This window comes from Halomonas sp. ALS9 (assembly GCF_001651035.1).
Taxonomy (GTDB): Bacteria; Pseudomonadota; Gammaproteobacteria; order Pseudomonadales; family Halomonadaceae; genus Vreelandella.
In genome coordinates, this window is sequence record NZ_LXRG01000110.1 from 231,025 (window position 1) to 250,699 (window position 19,675).

General features: G+C 55.2%; 19 protein-coding genes. 15 read left to right on the top strand and 4 right to left on the bottom strand.

The window, feature by feature from the left end; genetic code table 11:
• The first annotated feature begins 163 nt into the window (after positions 1 to 163).
• From A6R74_RS09280 to A6R74_RS09310, 7 genes are all read left to right on the top strand, one after another.
• Positions 164 to 994: a bifunctional allantoicase/(S)-ureidoglycine aminohydrolase gene (locus tag A6R74_RS09280; protein WP_064234227.1), complete on the top strand. Its 831-nt coding sequence runs from the start codon at positions 164 to 166 to the stop codon at positions 992 to 994.
• A gap of 9 nt (positions 995 to 1,003) precedes the next feature.
• The gene (locus A6R74_RS09285) at positions 1,004 to 1,492 is read left to right on the top strand and encodes an ureidoglycolate lyase (RefSeq protein ID WP_064234228.1); all 489 of its coding nucleotides are present in this window, start codon (positions 1,004 to 1,006) and stop codon (positions 1,490 to 1,492) included.
• Positions 1,493 to 1,609: 117 nt separating this feature from the next.
• The gene (gene pyk, locus A6R74_RS09290; RefSeq protein ID WP_064234229.1) at positions 1,610 to 3,085 is read left to right on the top strand and encodes a pyruvate kinase; all 1,476 of its coding nucleotides are present in this window, start codon (positions 1,610 to 1,612) and stop codon (positions 3,083 to 3,085) included.
• Positions 3,072 to 3,857: a molybdate ABC transporter substrate-binding protein gene (gene modA / locus A6R74_RS09295; RefSeq protein WP_064234230.1), complete on the top strand. Its 786-nt coding sequence runs from the start codon at positions 3,072 to 3,074 to the stop codon at positions 3,855 to 3,857. The genes pyk and modA overlap by 14 nt, the downstream gene beginning before the upstream one ends.
• 41 nt (positions 3,858 to 3,898) lie before the next feature.
• Entirely contained in the window at positions 3,899 to 4,567 is a 669-nt protein-coding gene (gene modB, locus A6R74_RS09300; RefSeq protein ID WP_064234231.1) for a molybdate ABC transporter permease subunit, read from the top strand.
• On the top strand, positions 4,530 to 5,708 hold the full coding sequence (locus tag A6R74_RS09305) for an ABC transporter ATP-binding protein (RefSeq protein WP_064234232.1): 1,179 nt from the start codon (positions 4,530 to 4,532) through the stop codon (positions 5,706 to 5,708). Before modB ends, A6R74_RS09305 begins: the two co-directional genes overlap by 38 nt.
• Before the next feature lie 2 nt (positions 5,709 to 5,710).
• The gene (locus A6R74_RS09310) at positions 5,711 to 6,244 is read left to right on the top strand and encodes a DUF192 domain-containing protein (protein ID WP_064234233.1); all 534 of its coding nucleotides are present in this window, start codon (positions 5,711 to 5,713) and stop codon (positions 6,242 to 6,244) included.
• Here the strand turns inward: A6R74_RS09310 and A6R74_RS09315 are convergent.
• A complete protein-coding gene (locus A6R74_RS09315; RefSeq protein ID WP_064234234.1) occupies positions 6,241 to 7,101 on the bottom strand; it encodes a DMT family transporter in 861 nt (286 codons plus the stop codon). The genes A6R74_RS09310 and A6R74_RS09315 overlap by 4 nt on opposite strands.
• Positions 7,102 to 7,427: 326 nt before the next feature.
• Between A6R74_RS09315 and A6R74_RS09320 the strand changes: the two genes are divergently transcribed.
• From A6R74_RS09320 to A6R74_RS09345, 6 genes are all read left to right on the top strand, one after another.
• Positions 7,428 to 8,312, top strand: a complete 885-nt coding sequence (locus A6R74_RS09320; RefSeq protein WP_064234235.1) for a sugar phosphate isomerase/epimerase family protein — start codon at positions 7,428 to 7,430, stop codon at positions 8,310 to 8,312.
• A gap of 47 nt (positions 8,313 to 8,359) precedes the next feature.
• Entirely contained in the window at positions 8,360 to 9,259 is a 900-nt protein-coding gene (locus tag A6R74_RS09325) for a hydroxypyruvate isomerase family protein (protein WP_064234236.1), read from the top strand.
• A 49-nt stretch (positions 9,260 to 9,308) separates the two neighbouring features.
• A complete protein-coding gene (locus A6R74_RS09330) occupies positions 9,309 to 10,997 on the top strand; it encodes a GMC oxidoreductase (RefSeq protein WP_064234237.1) in 1,689 nt (562 codons plus the stop codon).
• Complete coding sequence (locus tag A6R74_RS09335; protein WP_064234238.1) at positions 10,994 to 11,650, top strand: gluconate 2-dehydrogenase subunit 3 family protein; 657 nt, start codon at positions 10,994 to 10,996, stop codon at positions 11,648 to 11,650. Before A6R74_RS09330 ends, A6R74_RS09335 begins: the two co-directional genes overlap by 4 nt.
• A gap of 17 nt (positions 11,651 to 11,667) precedes the next feature.
• Positions 11,668 to 12,471: a 3-keto-disaccharide hydrolase gene (locus tag A6R74_RS09340; RefSeq protein ID WP_064234239.1), complete on the top strand. Its 804-nt coding sequence runs from the start codon at positions 11,668 to 11,670 to the stop codon at positions 12,469 to 12,471.
• 355 nt (positions 12,472 to 12,826) lie between these two features.
• Positions 12,827 to 13,219, top strand: a complete 393-nt coding sequence (locus A6R74_RS09345) for a hypothetical protein (RefSeq protein WP_064234240.1) — start codon at positions 12,827 to 12,829, stop codon at positions 13,217 to 13,219.
• Positions 13,220 to 13,671: 452 nt separating this feature from the next.
• Here the strand turns inward: A6R74_RS09345 and A6R74_RS09355 are convergent, their stop codons facing one another.
• The 3 genes from A6R74_RS09355 to A6R74_RS09365 all read right to left on the bottom strand — a co-directional run bounded on the left by A6R74_RS09355 (position 13,672) and on the right by A6R74_RS09365 (position 17,226).
• Positions 13,672 to 14,898, bottom strand: coding sequence for a nucleoside permease (locus A6R74_RS09355; RefSeq protein ID WP_064234242.1), 1,227 nt, complete (start codon positions 14,896 to 14,898; stop codon positions 13,672 to 13,674).
• Positions 14,899 to 14,968: 70 nt separating this feature from the next.
• On the bottom strand, positions 14,969 to 16,045 hold the full coding sequence (locus tag A6R74_RS09360; protein ID WP_064234243.1) for a sugar phosphate isomerase/epimerase family protein: 1,077 nt from the start codon (positions 16,043 to 16,045) through the stop codon (positions 14,969 to 14,971).
• A 2-nt stretch (positions 16,046 to 16,047) separates the two neighbouring features.
• Positions 16,048 to 17,226 carry a Gfo/Idh/MocA family protein gene (locus A6R74_RS09365; RefSeq protein WP_064234244.1) on the bottom strand — a complete coding sequence of 393 codons (1,179 nt, stop codon included), beginning with the start codon at positions 17,224 to 17,226 and terminating at the stop codon, positions 16,048 to 16,050.
• Between the two features lie 307 nt (positions 17,227 to 17,533).
• On the opposite strand from A6R74_RS09365, the gene A6R74_RS09370 reads away from it, so the two are divergent.
• Together A6R74_RS09370 and A6R74_RS09375 are read left to right on the top strand one after the other, a co-directional pair.
• Positions 17,534 to 18,532 (top strand): LacI family DNA-binding transcriptional regulator, encoded by a 999-nt coding sequence (locus A6R74_RS09370; RefSeq protein WP_064234245.1) that lies wholly within the window; start codon positions 17,534 to 17,536, stop codon positions 18,530 to 18,532.
• An 87-nt stretch (positions 18,533 to 18,619) separates the two neighbouring features.
• On the top strand, positions 18,620 to 19,630 hold the full coding sequence (locus tag A6R74_RS09375; RefSeq protein ID WP_064234246.1) for a DctP family TRAP transporter solute-binding subunit: 1,011 nt from the start codon (positions 18,620 to 18,622) through the stop codon (positions 19,628 to 19,630).
• Positions 19,631 to 19,675: the final 45 nt, after the last annotated feature.

Sequence of the window (19,675 nt, forward strand, 5' to 3'; positions counted from 1 at the left end):
TTTAGAATTATGAAACGAAAGTTTCTAAAGAAGTTACTATTGGGAGGAGTGTTTCACAAGCGTTTTGCTTAAGCGCTTCGCCAAAGATCGCTTTAATATGGTTCGCTAATATTGTATACAAGATAAATGTCTCTTGTTTTTACTAAGCAATATAGGTTTAAAAATGCCAGCTACTTACTACGCCCCCACCGGCGGGCACCCGCCGCAAACCCAGATCACTGCCGATCGTGCGGTATTTACCGAAGCCTATGCGCTGATCCCTAAAGGCGTCATGCGCGATATCGTTACCAGCAATCTGCCGTTCTGGGAAGGCACCCGGCTATGGGTGCTGGCGCGTCCGTTGTCGGGGTTTGCCGAGACGTTTTCGCAATACATTATGGAAGTACAGCCCCAGGGCGGTAGCGATAAGCCCGAGCCAGATCCCCAGGCCGAAGGCGTGCTGTTTATTGTTGAGGGTGAGTTAACGCTTACTTTGTCGGGTGAGCGCCATACCCTGCTGCCCGGCGGCTATGCGTTTATTCCCCCCGGCAGTGATTGGCTGGTGCGCAACGAATCTAACGCGCCGGTACGTTTCCACTGGGTGCGCAAGGCGTATGAGTTTGTCGAAGGGCTAGACGTGCCGCAGGCGTTTGTTACCAACGAGCAGGACATAGCGCCTATCGAAATGCCGGGCACCGAAGGACGCTGGGTCACCACGCGCTTTGTCGACCCCGCGGACGTCCGTCACGATATGCATGTCAATATCGTGACCTTTCAGCCCGGCGGCGTGATTCCCTTTGATGAAACCCATGTGATGGAACACGGTTTGTACGTGCTTGAAGGCAAAGCCGTTTATCACTTAAATCAAAACTGGGTGGAAGTAGAGGCCGGAGACTTTATGTGGCTACGCGCCTTCTGCCCTCAGGCCTGCTACGCCGCTGGCCCTGGGCCGTTTCGGTATTTGTTGTATAAAGACGTTAATCGCCATGCGTCTCTTAAACTGTCATCTCGCTAAGGAGCTGCAATGCTTGAGCTTAAAGCCGAACCGTTAACAGCAGAAGCCTTTGCCCCTTTTGGCGATGTGATGGATGCGCGTACATCAACGTCGTTTCCCATTAACGCTGGGCGCACCCAGCGCCATCACGATTTGGCGAAGGTGGAAACCCTGGGCGAAAACGCCCACACGCTGATTAATATCTTCGTGAGCCAGCCGATTACACTACCGCTGGAGCTAACGTTTCTGGAGCGTCACCCCCAGGGCAGCCAAGCCTTTATGCCGCTTCATCAGGAGCGTTTTATTGTCGTGGTGGCGCCACCCGGTGAACACATCAATCCAGAAGATGTACGAGCCTTTGTCACCGATGGCCGCCAAGGTGTGAACTACCGCGCGGGTACCTGGCATGCCATTCAGTCGGTGCTGGAGCGCGAAGGCGAATTTTTAGTGGTGGATCGGGGCGGTGATGGCAATAACTGCGATGAGTTTCCCCTCGCGATCACGGTGACATTGAAGTAATCAGCGCTTGAGTGTTGCACTGCTGTCATGTCGCACGCGTTAAACTGATAAGCTAGGGTGGAGAAATAAGGTCACTCTAACGAGTCACTACACGTTAATTCGCATGGTTGGAACATTATGAACGCACTGCACTACTCCTCGATCCGTCGTACCAAAATTGTCGCCACTCTTGGGCCTGCCAGCGACCGGGAAGGCGTGTTGGAAGCCATGCTCAAGGCGGGTGTCGATGTGGTGCGTCTTAATTTCTCCCACGGCACCGCCGATGACCATCGCCGCCGCTTGACCGAGGTGCGTGAAATCGCCGCCCAGCTAGGTCGCAGCGTAGCGGTTTTGGGTGATCTGCAGGGCCCCAAGATTCGTATTGCGCGGTTTAGGGATGGTGCCGTGGTGCTCAAAGAGGGCCAGCCGTTTATTCTCGATATGGAACTCGATGGCGATGCGGGCGATGTACACCAGGTAGGCTGTGACTATAAGACCTTGTCCCAAGACGTCACCGCCGGAGACCGCCTGCTGTTAGACGATGGGCGCTTGGTGCTTGACGTGGCCCGCGTTGAAGGCCAGCAGGTGCATACCACCGTGGTCGTGGGCGGCAAGCTTTCCAACCATAAAGGCATTAACAAACAGGGCGGCGGTCTCTCTGCTCCGGCATTGACCGATAAAGATAAGGTCGACCTCAAAACCGCTGTTGAGATTGGCGTCGACTATCTGGCCATTTCCTTTCCCCGCCATGCGGAAGACATGCTGGAAGCTCGCCGTTTGCTGGGCGAAGCGGGTAAGGAAATTGGCTTGGTGGCCAAGGTTGAACGTGCAGAAGCGGTCGCTGATGACGCCACCCTGGATGGCATTATCGAAGCGTCTGAAGCAGTCATGGTGGCGCGTGGCGATCTAGGTGTAGAAATTGGCGATGCCAAGCTGGTCGGCGTGCAAAAGCGCATGATCAAGCGCGCCCGCTCGCTCAACCGTGCTGTCATTACTGCCACACAGATGATGGAAAGCATGATTTCAGCGCCGCTACCTACGCGTGCCGAAGTCTTTGACGTCGCTAACGCGGTATTGGATGGCAGCGATGCGGTCATGCTTTCGGCAGAAACCGCCGCAGGTGACTATCCGCTGGAAACTGTAGAAGCGATGTCGCGTGTGTGTTTGGGCGCCGAGCGTGAAAAGTCCGCCCAGGAGTCTGGCCACCGTATGCATGAGGGCTTTACCCGTCCGGACGAAACCATCGCGCTTTCCGCCATGTATGCTGCCAACCACATGACGGGCGTCACCGCGATTGCCTGTATGACGTCGTCGGGCTATACGCCGCTGATTGCCTCGCGCATTAGCTCTGGCTTACCGATTGTGGGCCTGGCGCATAACCCCATCGCCCAGCGGCGCATGGCGCTCTACCGTGGCGTTGTCTCGCTGCCGTTTGACACCTCTGAAATGAGTGCCACGGAGCTAAACGGTCGCGCCCTTGAGCTACTGGTGAAGATGGGGATCTCCAAAGCAGGTGACCATGTGATCCTTACCCGCGGTGACCATATGAATGCTCACGGCGGTACCAATACCATGAAGGTAATGGAGATTACTGACGAGCATGCTAAAAGCTAAATTAGCGTATGGGTGGCTGCTAGCCTGCTCGCTTCTGATAGGCGCCCCCGCACAAGCGGGGGCGCCTATTGTGGCGGCAGCGTCTGATCTGCAGTTTGCGCTAACAGAAGCCGCCGAGCAGTTTGAGCAGCAAACCGGCCATGCCCTGCGGCTCAACTTTGGTTCGTCGGGCAACTTTCGCCGCCAAATCGAACAGGGCGCACCTTTTGAGCTCTATCTCTCTGCTGACGAGCGCTACGTTCAGGCGCTTTATGAAGAGGGCCACACCCAGGACGAAGGCGTGATCTACGCCATTGGCCGGTTAGTGTGGTTGCAGCGCAGCGGGCGTGACGATTTGCCTAGCGGGGATGCTCCGCTGGCGGCAGTACAGGATGCGCTGACAGCTCACGCAAGTGGCACCACTGAACGCATCGCCCTGGCGAATCCAGAGCATGCGCCCTACGGCGTGGCGGCGCAGCAGGCGCTTGAGCACGCCGGGCTTTGGGAGCCAACCGAGCCACTGCGGGTGCTGGGCGAAAACGTCTCCCAGGCGGCGCAGTTCGCGCTTTCCGACGATGCGCGCGGTGGTCTGGTGGCTTACTCCTTGGCACTGGCCCCCGCGTTGAGTGAGCGAAGTGAGTACGTACTTATCCCAGAGGGTTGGCATAGCCCACTACGCCAACGCATGGTGTTGACTAACCAGGCAGGAGACATCGCTAGCGATTTCTATCAATGGCTGCAAGAAGACGAAGGGCAAGCCATTCTGCGCCGCTACGGCTTTAGCGCCGAATAATGGCTGGTTCATGATGGGCTGCTCGTAATGGATGGTTCTTAATGGATTGGTCGGCGCTTTCGGTCTCGCTTCGCCTTGCCGGGTTTACCTGCTTGATTCTTATCCCTGTCGCCATCTGGCTAGGCCGCGCTCTGGCCTACGCGCGTTTTCGGGGCAAAGGTCTATGCGAAGCGCTTGTAGCGTTACCGCTGGTATTGCCGCCTACCGTCCTGGGCTTTTATCTGCTGTTGAGCTTTGGCCGCGATGCGCCGGTGGGCTCGCTTTGGGCAAACATCACCGGCAGCGGGCTGAATTTCACTTTCACGGGCATATTACTGGCCTCCCTGATCGCCAATTTGCCGTTTGCCGTACAGCCCATTCAGCGCGCCTTTGAGCACGTGCCCCACAACCTGCGGGAAGCGGCATGGTGTAGCGGGTTGAGCCCCTGGCAGACGCTCTTGCGCATCGAATTGCCCTTGGTGTGGCCAGGGATCATGTCCGCGGCAGCGCTCACGTTTGCCCATACACTGGGGGAATTTGGGGTGATTTTAATGGTGGGGGGCGCTATCGATGGCGAAACCCGCACCCTTGCCATTGCGATCTATGATCGCGTTCAAGCCTTCGATGAACAGGGCGCTGCACAAATGTCGGCGCTGCTGCTGCTGGTGTCGTTTATTACCTTGGGGCTTGTCTATGGATTGGCTGGGCGCAGACGGTGGGTACGTGGCTGATTCGCGCATCAACGTGCCGATCGAAGGACTAGACGTGGCGGTCCACCAAACGGGGCCGATTCCGCTGGCAGCCGATTTTGTTTGCCAACCCGGCGAATTGCTGGCGCTGGTAGGGCCGTCGGGTAGCGGGAAAACCACGCTGCTGCGCACCATTGCCGGGCTTTATCGTCCCCAAAGTGGGCGAGTGGCGTGCGCGGGAGACGTTTGGTTTGACGCCGAATGTAAGCATTCACTCTCGCCCCAGCGTCGGCAAGTCGGCATGGTGTTTCAGGACTATGCGCTGTTTCCGCACCTCACTGCGCTGGAAAATATTCAAGTACCCCTTCGTCATTTACCTCAACCCAAGCGCCGTGAGCAGGCTGAACAGTGGCTGGCCAAGGTGCGTTTAGACGGGCTGGGCAAGCGCTATCCCAATGCGCTTTCAGGCGGCCAGCGCCAGCGGGTGGCGCTGGCCCGCGCCTTGGCCCGCGACCCGAAAGTGCTATTGCTCGACGAACCGTTTTCAGCGGTTGATCAGGTCACCCGCCGGCGGTTGCAGCGCGAGCTGGCGCTGCTCCGACAGCAAATTGAGATCCCTATCGTGCTGGTAACGCATGACCTAGAGGAAGCCACTGCGCTTGCTGATCAAATTTGTGTGCTGCATAACGGTGTCAGCCTGCAGCAAGCCGCTCCCGAGGCGCTGTTTAGGCACCCTGCATCGCCTCTGATTGCTCGTTTGTTAGACAGGCATAATCTGTTTAAAGGCACCGTTGTCGAGGTAGCAGGGCAGCGCCGCCTGCAGTGGGGGAAAACTTACCTGGAAGTCGCCGAAGGCCTTGCCAATCTGCCGCTGGGAGAATCAGTGGCTTGGTATCTGCCACCGTCGGATATTGTGCTTCACCGCCGCGACCGGCCTTCGCAAGGCGAACGTGAGAACCCGCTGGCTGCCGCGGTGGAAGAGTTAGTAGTGCTTGGGGGCATTACGTCAGTTTCACTGCGCGTCAATCATGGCGATATGTTACGTTTCGATATCGCCACCCATGCCGCACGGCGTAACCAGTTAACCCGCGGCGCAGTGGTGAACGTTTCGTTGCTGGCGGCAGGCATTCACCTGATGCCAGGCCACCGAGTTCGCGCAGATGCGCATGACAAAAGGAAGTAAGCATGGATCCCACGCGTCGCACGCTGCTCAAAGCGTCGTTACTGTTACCGCTGGCGGCACTGCTGCCGATGTCGCTAATCAGCTCGTTTGCTTGGGGGCAGGCGACGGCGAAAGAAATGCAGACGTTGGCGCTGGCTATTCACAGCGAGGGCGGCCCACATCGTTTAGAGGTGGAAGTGGCCGAAACGGCTTCCCAGCGTCAGCGTGGATTAATGGGGCGTGAGAGCTTGCCGGAAGCGCGCGGTATGCTGTTCCGTTTTGAGAGTGAGCAGTCAGCCAACAATGCCTTTTGGATGTATCGCACCCTGATTCCCCTCGATATTGCGTTTATCGATAGCGACGGACGGATCGTGGCGATTAATACCATGCAGCCCTGCGAGTCCTCGTCGCCGAGTGACTGCCCCTCCTACCCGGCGGGTGCGGCTTACCATTCAGCGCTAGAGGTCAATGGCGGCTATTTTGCCGAGCGCGGCATCACCGTGGGTGACTGCGTGTCGATCCCTGATGAGGCCGGTTTCTGCCAGCCTGCCGATTAAGCAGGCTGTGGACGGCGGCGAAATCTAATCACAATTAGCGCAATACCCGCGACCACTAAGCCGCCGCCCACCAGTTTATGCACGCCTAGGCTGTCCCCCATTAACAGTGCGCCCAGACCGACTGCCAGTACCGGTACGAGTAGCGTCATGGGCACCACGCGATTAACCGGGTGGCGGCGCAACAGCGCGTACCAAATCCCGTAAGCAACAATCGATGACATCACGGCGGTGTAAATCATCGCCCCCCAGCCTAACCAAGTTGCCTGCTGCATCGCCTGCCACTGACCGCTCTCAAACAGCCATGAGCCTAGCGCTACCTGGGGCACTGCAAACAGGGCCATCCAGCCTGCCAGCGCCATCGGCGCAATCGGCGGGCCACGCTTGATCAATAGCTGCGATACCGCCCAGCCCATGGCACTGCACAAAAGAATCGCCAGCGGCAGCGGAGAGGGTAACGTTGGCCCACCCGCCAGCACGACGACCCCGGCAAACGACAGCAGCAGCCCGGCGATACGCTTGGGCCCCAGCTTCTCTTTTAGAAAGATCACGGCCAACAGCGTGGCAAAGGGCGTTCCCATCTGCACTAACAGCGCCCCGGTACCGGCCTCTGCGTGCTCCAGGCCAATAAACAGCAGAGCAAAGTGCAGGCTGCCAAACGTCACTGAGAGCAGCAGCAAAAAGGGCAGCTGTACCCGCGCCACTGGGTAGAAAGGCACCAGCAGTGCCGCCACTAACATAAAGCGCAGCGTGGTCATCAGCAGCGGTGGTAACTCCGCCACGCCGACCTTAATCACAATGATATTTAGCGCCCAAATGGCGATCACAAACAGGCCGAGCAGTAAATCGCGTAGTGGCACGTTGATGTCCGTAGGTAGAAGGAAATGATAGCCATTGTACCAGCTTGGCTGATGGCAAAAATAATAGTGCGACGAACGACTGTTTAGCATCGCAGCTGTGTGATACCAAAGTATTAAGTTTTTCTTTAATAGTCTATAAGTTGTTTATAACCAACTAGTTGTGAATTGATTTATGAGGGTGTTAAGTTTTTTTTGGCATCTTTTAAGCAGTAGAGCAGGCGGCTGGCTTGCACATTTAACTAAGATGATCTAAAAAAATGTAACCGATTACATTTTTGCATCGGCGCTTTCACAACCTATAACAATTCAACAACAACGAGGTGGATATGGATACCCCGCGACGTTTAAAACGTATGAGTTCACATGCTCTATTGGCTGCCAGCGCTGTGGCGCTGTCAGCGCTAAGTGCACCTGGCTTTGCCCAAGCACAAGGCAATTCAGCCGAGCTACCCATCGCCGTTCAAATGTACACGCTGCGTGATTTTGGCAGTTTGGAGGAGCAGTTAGCCGCCGTGAATAGGGCGGGCATTTCGGCGATTGAAACGGTGGGCACCCAGCAAGTAACGGCCGAAGAACTCAATGCGTTGTTAGAAGAGCACGCGCTTGAAGTGATCTCAAGCCACGTGCAACTGGATGACCTGCGCAATCGTTTAGATGAAACGGTGGCCTTTAATCAGGCGGTGGGCAACGACACCTTAACGATGCCTTATTTAGCCGAGGACGCACGCCCTAGCGACGCAGAAGGCTGGCAAGCGCTGGGTGAAGAGCTGGGTGAGATTGCCGCTGAACTAGATGCCGAAGGTTTCCGGTTGGCATATCACAACCATGATTTCGAGATGGAAGTGTATGACGGTAAAACCGCCTTGGAGCATCTGTTTGATGCGGCCGGATCTGACCTATTGGCGGAATTAGATATCGCCTGGGTAGCGCGGGGCGGGTTTGACCCGGTCGAGTACGTAACGCGTTTTGATGGGCAACTGTTTGCTGTACACGCCAAAGATAACGCGCCAGAAGGCACCGCTGAAGATGAGGGTGGGTTCGCCACGCTTGGCGCAGGCGTGCTGGATTGGGACGCGATACTGCCTGCTATCGAAGCCACTGATGTGGAGTGGTACATCATAGAACACGATATGCCGCTAGACGCTGAAGCGGTGATTACAGAAGGAAATAGCTTCCTAGCGGAGAAATTGGCAGCGCTTCGAGAAGAGTAATGCACGCATAGGCCATCTCATTTAGATGACAAACGCGAGGATGCTTTATGAAGCGCTACCTTATTGATCGGCGCAGCCTGCTGCGCCACTCCGTTACAGGTGCTATCGGCCTGGCTGGACTACCGCATCTTGGATCTAAAGCCCTAGCTGACGACACGCCTGAACCGCGGGCTTTAAAGGGCAATATCCACCATTCTGTCGCCCGCTGGACATTCGATTTTCTTTCGCTAAAGGAGCTTTGCCAGCTTTCAAATGAGTTAGGTATTAAGGCGATTGATCTGGTGGGCCCCGAGGAGTGGCCCGTGCTTCAGCGCTATGGGCTCGACTCTTCCATGTGCAATGGCGCCGAGCTGAGTCTTGAAGATGGCTGGGGCGATAGCCGTTTTCATGCCGAGCTGATTGATCGCTATCGCAGCCATATCGATTGGGTCAGCCAAGCGGGTTACGCCAACTTAATCTGCTTTAGCGGTAATGCCCGGGGCATGACCCCTGAGCAAGGTCTGGACAATGCTGAAGTGGGTTTAAAGCAGGTGATCGCCCATGCGGAGTCAAAGGGCGTGGTGCTGCAAATGGAGCTGTTCAACAGCAAAATCGACCACCCCGATTATCTGTGCGACCACTCTGCCTGGGGCATTGAGCTTTGCCGCCGCCTTGACTCACCCAACTTCAAGCTGCTCTACGACATCTATCACATGCAGATTAGTGAAGGTGATGTCATTCGCACTATCCGCGAAAACCATCACTTTTTTGGCCATTACCATACGGCCGGTGTGCCTGGGCGGCATGAAATAGATGACACCCAAGAGCTCAACTATCCGGCGATTTGTCGCGCCATTCGGGATACCGGCTTTAAGGGCTATATCGCCCAAGAGTTTCTCCCTGACCGGACTAGCCAACAGGCAAAGATAGCATCACTGCAGGCGGCTATTCAGCTCTGTGATGTGTGATTCGACGCCAACATAAAATCCCAATAACAACACAGTAAGGAAGATGACAATGCCAGATAATCACTACGATGCCATCGTGGTTGGTTCAGGTATTAGCGGCGGTTGGGCTGCTAAAGAACTCACCGAGAAAGGCTTAAAAGTATTACTGCTTGAGCGTGGGCGCAATATTGAACACGTGAAGGATTACCACAATGCCCATAAAGAAGCGTGGGATTATCCTCACCGCAATGAGCCTACCCAGGAGATGATCGCCAAGCATCCAGTGCTCAAACGCGACTACCCTCTCAATGAAGCTACCATGGGCATGTGGGCGGATGAACAGGCCAATCCCTACGTGGAAGAGAAGCGCTTTGACTGGTTTCGCGGCTACCACGTAGGCGGGCGCTCACTGCTGTGGGGGCGGCAAAGCTACCGGCTAAGCCCAATGGATTTTGAGGCCAATCAGCGTGAAGGCATCGCTATTGATTGGCCGATTCGCTACGAAGATATTGCCCCGTGGTACGATTATGTGGAGCGTTTTGCCGGTATCGCGGGCACCCAGGAGGGGCTGGATATCCTTCCCGATGGTGAGTTTCTACCGCCGATACCGCTTAACTGTGTGGAAAAAGACGCCGCCAAGCGCATTAAAGAGGCGTTTGGCGGCCAGCGCCATCTTATCCACAGCCGGGTGGCCAATATTACCCAGCCAAAACCGGAACAGAATCGAGTTAATTGCCAATACCGCAATAAGTGCTGGTTGGGCTGCCCCTATGGCGCCTATTTCAGCACCCAGTCCGCCACGCTGCCTGCGGCGGTAGCCACCGGTAATCTAACCTTGCGGCCCTTCTCGATTGTCAGCCAGGTGCTGTACGACAAAGACCGCCAACGGGCGCGAGGCGTTGAGGTGATTGATGCCGAAACTCATGAAGTCCACGAGTACACGGCCGACGTCGTATTCCTTAATGCCTCGACCTTCAATACCACCTGGATTCTGATGAACTCTGCCACCGATGTCTGGGAAGGTGGCTTGGGCAGTAGCAGCGGTGAACTGGGCCACAACGTGATGGATCACCACTTCCGCTGCGGTGCCAGCGGCGATGTGGAAGGCTATCTGGATAAATACTATTTTGGACGCCGCCCCGCAGGCTTTTACATCCCCCGTTTTCGCAACGTAGGCGATGAGCAGCGCAGCTATGTGCGTGGTTTTGGTTATCAGGGCGCAGCAAGCCGCCAGGGTTGGGATCGCGAAATTGCCGAGCTCAATATCGGCGCTGATCTAAAGCAAGCACTCACCCAGCCAGGCGGTTGGACGATCGGCATGACGGGCTTTGGCGAAATGCTGCCCGACCACGATAACCGTATTTCTCTGGATCATAGCGTTCGCGATAAGTGGGGGCTGCCGGTGCTGTCGATCAATGTGGAACTCAAGCAAAACGAGCGCGATATGCGCCGAGACATGGTTCAGGATGCGGTCGATCTGCTAGAAGCCGCTGGCGTAAAAAACGTCAAAGGCGACGTAGGTGATTACGCGCCGGGCATGGGCATTCATGAAATGGGCACTGCGCGGATGGGCCGTGACCCGAAAACATCCGTGCTGAACAGCCATAACCAGGTGTGGGACGCGCCCAATGTGTTCGTGACGGATGGTGCCTGCATGACGTCATCCTCTTGCGTGAACCCATCTTTGACCTACATGGCACTTACCGCTCGGGCGGTGGATTATGCCGTGGAAGAGCTTAAGCGGGGGAACCTGTCATGAATCGTCGCGAATTACTCAAAATGATCGCCCTGACGACCGGTACAGCAATGATCGGCGGTAAATCCCTATTTGCCTTTAGCGATGCTGGTCAGTCAGGTCACCCCTTTAGCAGCCAGGATGTAGAGCGACTGGACGAACTTGCCGAAACCATTCTGCCCAAAACGGATACTCCCGGCGCTAAGGACGCAGGCGTTGGGGAGTTTATGGCCGTGTTTGTTAGCGACTGCTACACGCCCTCTGAAAGAGAGGTGTTTTATTTTGGTTTAGCGCAGCTTGAGGCGCGTAGCCGCGCGGCCTATCAGCGTGATTTTATGGCGTTAAGCAATCAGCAGCGCTTAGAACTGGTAACGGAATTAGACCGGGAAGCGATGGCGCACACCGAGCAACAAGCCCGCAAACAGCCAACTCCCGCTGAAGCACTGACGATAGAAACCCAGACCGCTCAAAATCAAACCGCAGAAACCCTTGCATCCCAAGAGCATGCGGAGAGCGAGGAAGCACTGCCACACTACTTCACCATGATGAAGCAGCTAACGCTGTTCGGCTTCTTTACTTCTGAAGTCGGCGCGACAGAAGTCTTGCGCTACGAAGCGGTGCCGGGAAGCTACGACGGCTGTGCGCCTTATAACGGCGAGCCCGCCTGGGCAACCTAACGGAGCGGAGAGCATTGATGAAAAATCAGCATACTTACGGTCAAAAACCGCGTTTCTGTGCCCCGACGCTTTGCTTATTGGCCTGTGGAAGTTTATTGCCCTTCGACAGCGTGGCGCAGGAAGGCGCCTCACAAGAGGCATTAACACCCGAACAGCAATCTGCCAAAACCGAAGTGTGGGAACCAGTACCCACTGTCATTTCGGTACCCGAAACCGGCGCACCATCCGATGCGATCGTGCTGTTCGATGGCACCGATTTAGAGGCCTGGGAAGGCGAAGAGAGCGGGCCGGCTGAGTGGCACGTGGAAGAGGGCGCCATGACGGTGAATCGTGGCACGGGAGGCATTCGCACGCGTCAGGATTTCTGCGACGTGCAGCTCTACCTGGAGTGGCGAGCGCCATCTGATATCAAAGGTATGGATGGTCAAGATCGTGGCAATAGCGGCGTCTTCCTACAGGAGCGTTATGAAGTCCAGGTGCTGGACTCCTACGACAACCCGACTTATCCCAACGGCCAAGCGGCATCCATCTACAAGCAGAATATTCCGCTGGTCAATGCATCGCGCCCGCCGGGTGAGTGGCAGAGCTATAACATCCTCTACACCGCGCCACGCTTTGATGATGAGGGAGCTCTTGAATCTCCCGCCTACGTCACAGTTCTGCATAACGGGGTGGTGGTTCAGCACCATGCAGAAGTGCAAGGCACCACCGAATGGATTGGCGAACCCAACTACGACGAAGCCCACGGCTGCGCGCCCATTTACCTGCAGGATCACGATGCGGACGTTAGCTTTCGCAATATATGGGTAAGAGAGCTATAGCAGGGCGTTTATAGTCACTCTAAGCGCAAGCCCAGCCCGCTGATGCTATACAGCATCGGTGGTCTGGGCTTTTATGTTGCAGGGTCTGCCGTTAATTGGTGTATGTTGAGTTTTCCTTTTCGATGCTTGGTGCTGATGAAATATGAGTTTAGTGCCCTCTTTTTTAATATGTAAGCGCGTCGTGCAATAATGAGATGTTCAGCATAATCATTGCGAGCTACTACGGTTCACGCTGTCTATTACCCTAGTGGGAAGGTTGATCAGGCAATGGAGAGGAGTCGGCATTAATGCAGAACGCTCTATTGCTTTTTCGCTGCTCGTAGCTCCAAATTAACGAGTGATAGGGCGAGGAAAAATGAATATACACCCATCAATTGCAGCAGTGCTGTGCCCTATTCTGGGTTTGGTTGCGATCTCACCTTTTATTTTCTTCTCAACAGTAGCCGGCTTTATCATCGCTTTATTCTGGGTAAATGTTCTATTCGTTTGCTTGCTCGCCTATCCGGTCATGCTGTTTACCCACAGCTACCTTGTGTTTAAGGCTGCGTCGGGATACTGGCAATATAGTGCTATTGGATGTGCTTTAGCTTTTCCAGCTGTGGTCTTTTTGATTTTGGCCAAATCACCATGGGAGGCTCCTGTTCTGATTGTAGTCTGGGTGGTTCTCTCTTTTGTAATTTTTCGGGCGTTGGTGGGGCCTCTTTCGGGAAATTCTGCACGTGTCGAGCCCTATTCAAACGTTAAATGAGTGCATCAAAAATGTACTCTGCATATTTCTAACGATAGGGTTTAGTATTGTTAGCGAACCGAAAAAAAGAAGCTAGCATTCCATAGCTCTGGATTTTTCTATAGTCTTGAAACGTTTATACGAAAAGGAATTTTATGGACGGGTTTTTTGAAGAGATAGGCAAGGGGTTTTTTAGGGTAATAGGTTACATACTTGCAGAGATATTCTTTAGAACAATTTGTTACTGGGTTGGTTGGCCAATCTGTAAACTAGTTACTTTTGGTAAATATCCTTCGGTTACTAAAGTGGTATATCTTGAACAGCATAGGCATCGAGATGACGGCGTTTGGTGTAGCGTCGTTGGCTTGATTACACTGATTGTGTTGGGGTTGTATTTGCTAGGGCAGTTTTCGTACAACACATAATTAGCCGGGTGCTTTTAAAGCGCCCGGCTAACTTAATGCTCTATCACCTTAAACGTCAGGCTTAGTCGTTACGCTTTTATCATCTTTAAAGGTGAGGAAGAACAGCACCAGTACCGCGATAGCAAATGCCGCTGGGAACATCCAAATACCCTGCCAGTCGTGGGCGCCGTTGGTGGAGAAGTGGTCGGTAATCTGACCCGCGACCCAGAAGCCTATCAGCATGCCTACACCGTAAGTGGCCAGTGTGATCATGCCTTGGGCAGAGCTTTTGAATTTTTCACCTGCGCGGGCATCGGTATAGATCTGGCCGGTTACGAAGAAGAAGTCATAGCACACCCCATGCAGGGCAATGCCGATCAGGAGCATAAACACCATCTCATCGGCGTTACCGAAGGCAAACAGCGCATAGCGCAGCGCCCAGGCCAACATGCCAATCAGCAAGGTTTTCTTGATACCAAAGCGATGAATAAACACCGGTAGCAGCAGCATAAACAGCACTTCCGATACCTGACCCAAGGTCATTTTACCGGTTGGGTTGGTAACGCCGATTTCGGCTAGGAAGGGGTTAGCGTTTTGGTAGTAAAACGCCAACGGAATGCAGATCAATATCGAGGCAATAAAGAAGATGGCGTAGTTGCGGTCTTTCAGCAGGGCGAGCGCATCGAGCCCTAGCACTTCTTTTAAACCCACGGGGCCGTCTGCTTTAGGCGGCGTCGCGGGCAGGCTGAAGCTGTAAAGACCAAGGGCTAATGACGCGATGGCGCACATCAGGAAGGTGTTACGCAGCATGCCATCGGCAATGCCTTGGGATGAATCCCAGGCGAACAAGTAGCTTATACCCAGGCCGGCGATTATCCAGCCAATGGTTCCCCATACGCGGATTTTGGCAAACTCCTGGCCAGGGTCGCTCATTTGGCGGAAAGAGACCGAGTTGACCAGCGCCAAGGTGGGCATATAAACAATCATGTACATCAGCACCAACGGGTAAAAGGTGCTGAAATCGCTGGCCGTATAGAGGCCGTACATTAGCGCTGCGCCTGCTAAGTGCAGCACAGCGAGAATGCGTTCAGCGTTAAAATAACGGTCAGCGATCAAGCCGATAATAAAGGGAGCTATGATGGCGCCCCAGGATTGGGTGGAGAAGGCCATGCCAATTTGGCCACCGCTGGCGCTGAGGTTATTGGCCAGGAAGGTACCCAAGGTGACAAACCAGCCTCCCCAGATAAAGAACTGCAAAAACATCATGATGCTTAGTCGTGTGCGTATCATAGCCATGACGTGATCCTTTGTTGTGGTTGTGGTTGAGACTGCGGACGTGATTGCTGCCTTGATTTAAAACAATCAATTAGCGGTGTGGAGGAAGACCGAGAATTCGTCGGTTGCGAGAAGGGCTGGCAGCAACACCGGCAAAGTCGTCAAAGGCGCGACCGGCAGGTTGAATCAGGTGCGCCTCGATAAAAGCCGCGCCTTCTGCGGCGCCTTGGGCGGCATCCTTAATACAGCACTCCCACTCAAGCACCGCCCAGCCATCGAACCCGTACTGCGTTAAGCGGCTAAAAATCCCGCTGAAATCCACCTGTCCATCGCCTAATGAGCGAAAGCGGCCGGGGCGTTCTACCCAGCCTTGGTAGCCGCCATAAACACCGCTGCGGCCATTGGGGTTAAACTCAGCGTCTTTAACGTGGAACATGCCGATGCGCTCATGGTAGCGGTCGATAAAATCGAGATAATCCAGCTGCTGGAGCAGTAAATGGCTGGGGTCAAAAAGAATTTTTGCCCGTGGATGGTTGTCCACTGCGGCCAGAAAGCGCTCGAAAGAGGCGCCGTCGTGTAGGTCTTCACCGGGGTGGATTTCAAAGCACAGGTCAACGCCTGCTTCGTCAAAGGCATCCAGAATGGGCCGCCAGCGCCGGGCCAGCTCATTAAAACCTTCTTCGACTAGCCCCTCGGGACGCTGGGGCCAGGGATAAAAGAAGGGCCATAGCAGCGCCCCGGAAAACGTCGCGTGGGCGGTTAAGCCCAGCCGTTGGCTGGCTTTGGCAGCGAGTATCAGCTGCTCAATAGCCCATTCGGTGCGCGCTTGAGGGTTGCCGTGCAGTGTGGCGGGGGCGAAATCATCAAATAATTCATCACAGGCGGGATGCACAGCGACCAGTTGGCCCTGCAAGTGAGTAGAAAGTTCGCTGATCACAACGCCAGCCTTTTCACAGCGGGCGTTTAGCTCGTCGCAGTAAGCCTGGCTTTCAGCTGCTTTATGCAAGTCGATAAAACGACTATCCACAGTGGGTAGCTGAATGGCGTGATAACCCTGTTCGGCCGCCCAGCGGGCGATGCTGTCTAGGCTATCGAAAGGCGCTTCGTCGCCGATAAATTGGGCCAGGAAAATGGCCGGCCCGCGGATGCCTTGAAGAGTGTTTTGCATGGTTAAGCTCCAGGCAGGTTAGTGGTGGGCAGTGGCGTCCATTTCTGTTCGCTTTGGGCGCTGGTGGTGACGGCTTCGATAAACGCCATACCGCGTAGCCCGGAGGCCATGCCGGGAACACCTTCAACGTCGCCTTGCTGGCCCTGATAAATCGCCTGGGCAAAGTCGCGGTAGAGGTTGCCGAGTGCTTCCAGATAGCCTTCGGGGTGGCCGCCGGGTAGGCGCAGGCGCTGCATCGCGCTGGGGAAAAGGTCGGGTTGGTCGATGCCCGCACGGAGCGTGCGCATGGGGGCTTGAAGTGGGCGGTAGAACAGGCTGTTGGGTTCCATCTGGTGCCACTCCAGCGCTCCTTTGTCGCCGTAGATGCGTATTTTGAGCGCGTTCTCTTCACCGCTGCAGACCTGGCTGGCCACCAGGGTGCCGCTGGCGCCCTGGTCGGTGCGCAGCAATACATCGCCATCATCGTCCAATTGGCGGCCGTCAGCGTGGCTGGCAAGGGAGGCACACAGCTCGCTAATCCGATGCCCGGAGATAAACTCGGCAAGGCCAAAGGCGTGAGTGCCAATATCGGCCATGCAACCACTGATACCAGCGAGCGCCGGGTCGGTGCGCCAGGCGGCCTGTTTATTACCCTGCTGTTCTAAACGTTCACCTAGCCAGCCCTGGGGGTACTCAACATGAATTTTGCGGATGCTACCTAGTTGCCCAGCGCTGATCATTTCCTTGGCTTGCCAGACCATGGGGTAGCCTAAGTAGGTATGCGCCAGACCATAGAGGCAGCCGCTGGTTTGCCAGCTTTCTGCTAAGCGCTGGGCTTCGCGTAATGACACCCCTGCAGGCTTTTCGCAGAAGACGTGAAAGCCTGCCTGCATTGCCGCCTCGGCGATGGGCACGTGAAGGTGATTAGGCGTTGCGATCACCAATAGCTGCATGCGCTCTTCTGCGGGAAGTTGCTGCTCACTAGCCAGTAGCTGCTGCCAGTCGGCGTAAATACGCTCGTCGGGTAGGTGGCACGCTTCGCCGGTCAGTTGGTTGTTATCCGCTGAACGGCTAAAGGCCCCACACACTAGCTCACAGGCGTCGTCAAGGCGTGCGGCTAAGCGGTGAACCTGGCCTATAAAGGCCCCTTGCCCGCCGCCGATCATGCCGATGCGGGTACGTGATTGCTCGGGTCGCGGCATAGGTAGGCTCCTGTTTTAAATATTACGTTTGTTTATATGCGCGGTTATTGAAACTGTTCTTAACAGGGTTGTTAAAACCGTTATTAAAGCTGTTCGTAAAACCGTTCTTAAAAAAGCAATGTAACCGGTTACATTAAGGTTGAAACTAGGCCGCCACGCTTTAGTCGTCAATGCGACAAAGGTCTATCAGTGTTGGAGGAGTGTTGGAAAATAGCGCGCTGAGTTTAACGCTGGGATGCGTTAAGCTGAGATAAATAATGCCGCGCAATCATCTGCTAACGGCGATTAGATAACGTTAAGAGAGACCATGACCAATATACGTAAGGTTGCCGAGTTGGCGGGGGTGTCGGTAGCAACCGTATCGCGGGCATTGAAGTCGCCAGACATTGTCTCGCCCGCCACCCGTGAAAAAGTGCTCAAGGCAGTTGATCAAGCGGGCTATAAGCCTAACTTGATGGCGGTACAGTTTCGTTCTCAGCGCACTTATAATTTGGTGGTTTTGGTACCCACCATTGCCAACACCTTCTTTGCGCGGGTCATTAGCGGCATCCAGGAAGCTGCCCAAGAGCGTGGCTACGGCGTACTGCTGTGTAATACCCTAGGCGATGAGGCGATGGAAACCCAATACGCCAGCTTAGTGACGACGCGCCAGGCGGATGGTGTGATTCAGTTGCGCGCTTTCAATCCGTTTTCTGACAATGCCTTTCCCGCTGCGGCAGCATTGCCCATGATCAATGCCTGCGAGGTGCTGGACGACGCGCCATGTCCTACCGTCAAACTGGATAACCGTGCGGCGGCGCGTGAGGTCACCGAGCACTTGATCGCCTTGGGGCATCGACGAATAGGTATGATAAAGGGCCCACGACGCAGCCCGTTAACCCGCGACCGGCAACTGGGGTATCAGGATGCGTTGAGCGCGGCGGGTATTGCCTTGGATGAGCGCTTGCTGTGTCCTGGCGATTTCACCCCTCTTGCGGGTTATCAGGCGGCTGAAACGCTGATCGCGTTAACAGAGCGGCCCACTGCTATTTTTTGTGAAAGTGACGAGATGGCAATAGGCGCCATGAGTCGCATCAAAGAAGCAGGACTACGCGTGCCGGACGATATTTCAGTGGCGGGATTTGATGATATAGCGTTCGCTTCTTACACGGATCCACCATTGACCACCATTGCTCAACCGGCGGAAGCGTTTGGGCGCGAAGCCGTCGCGATGTTGATTGACGTGCTGGAAGGCCAAAAGGTCGATAACCTGGTGATGCCTTACACCCTGCTAACCAGGGCGAGCACTGCACCATGCCGACCTTAGGTGTGTTTCTTTCGCGCACTAAGTGCATACAATAAGTTGGGTTTCTTCAAAAGCCCCCTCATAAAAATAGCTAAAAAAGGATCTACCATGACGCTGACACGCTCAATAGCTCACTTTACCGCCGGCTTGGCCGGTGCGGCACTGCTGACTGCTTCCCTTTCTGCCCAGGCACGCGAACTCTCGGTTTCCACCGTTCTGTCTGACGCTTTCCCCTGGGGGCAGGCGGCGGAGAAATGGGCTGAACTGGTGAAAGAACGTAGCGGCGGTGAGTTAACGCTGCGGGTTTATCCGAATTCTCAACTGGTTTCCGGCGACCAGACCCGGGAATTTTCCGCGATGCGCTCTGGGTTGATCGACGCCGCGGTAGGTTCGACTATCAACTGGTCGCCCCAGGTGCCGGAGCTTAATCTATTCTCTTTGCCGTTCTTTATTCCCGATGAAGCCGCCGTGGATGCGGTCACTGGTGGGGAAGCGGGTGAGTTGGTCTTTGAAGCGATTGAGTCCCGCGGCGTTATTCCGCTGGCGTGGGGGGAAAATGGTTTTCGTCAGGTCTCCAACTCCCGCGGGCCGATTAGTCAGCCGGATGACTTGGACGGCCTGAAAATTCGTGTGGTGGGCTCGCCGCTGTTCCAGGACACCTTCTCGGCACTCGGCGCTGACCCGACCCAAATGAGTTGGACGGATGCGCAGCCCGCGCTGACCACCGGCGCGGTAGACGGTCAGGAAAACCCACTTTCAGTGTTTGATGTGGCGAGGATCGACCAAGTAGGCCAAGAACATTTAACACTTTGGAACTACATGAATGACCCGCTGATTTTTGCGGTCAATCAGCAGGTATGGCAAACATTGAGCGAAGAGCAGCAAACCATGCTGCGCGAAACCGCCCAGGAAGCCGGTGAGTGGGAAGTCGCCATGACCCGCGAAGAAGAGGGCGCTCGCCTAGCGGCGATTAAAGAGCGCGGCGTGACCGTGACTGAATTGACTGATGAGCAGTATCAGGCATTTGTTGAAGCCACGCAGTCTGTCTATGAAAAATGGGCGCCGCGGATTGGTGATGAGGTGGTCAACGCCGCTCAATCCGCAATCGACGCGCGCTAATCACTCTTGATGTTCAAGCTCCCGGCCCTTGGGGCTGGGAGCTTT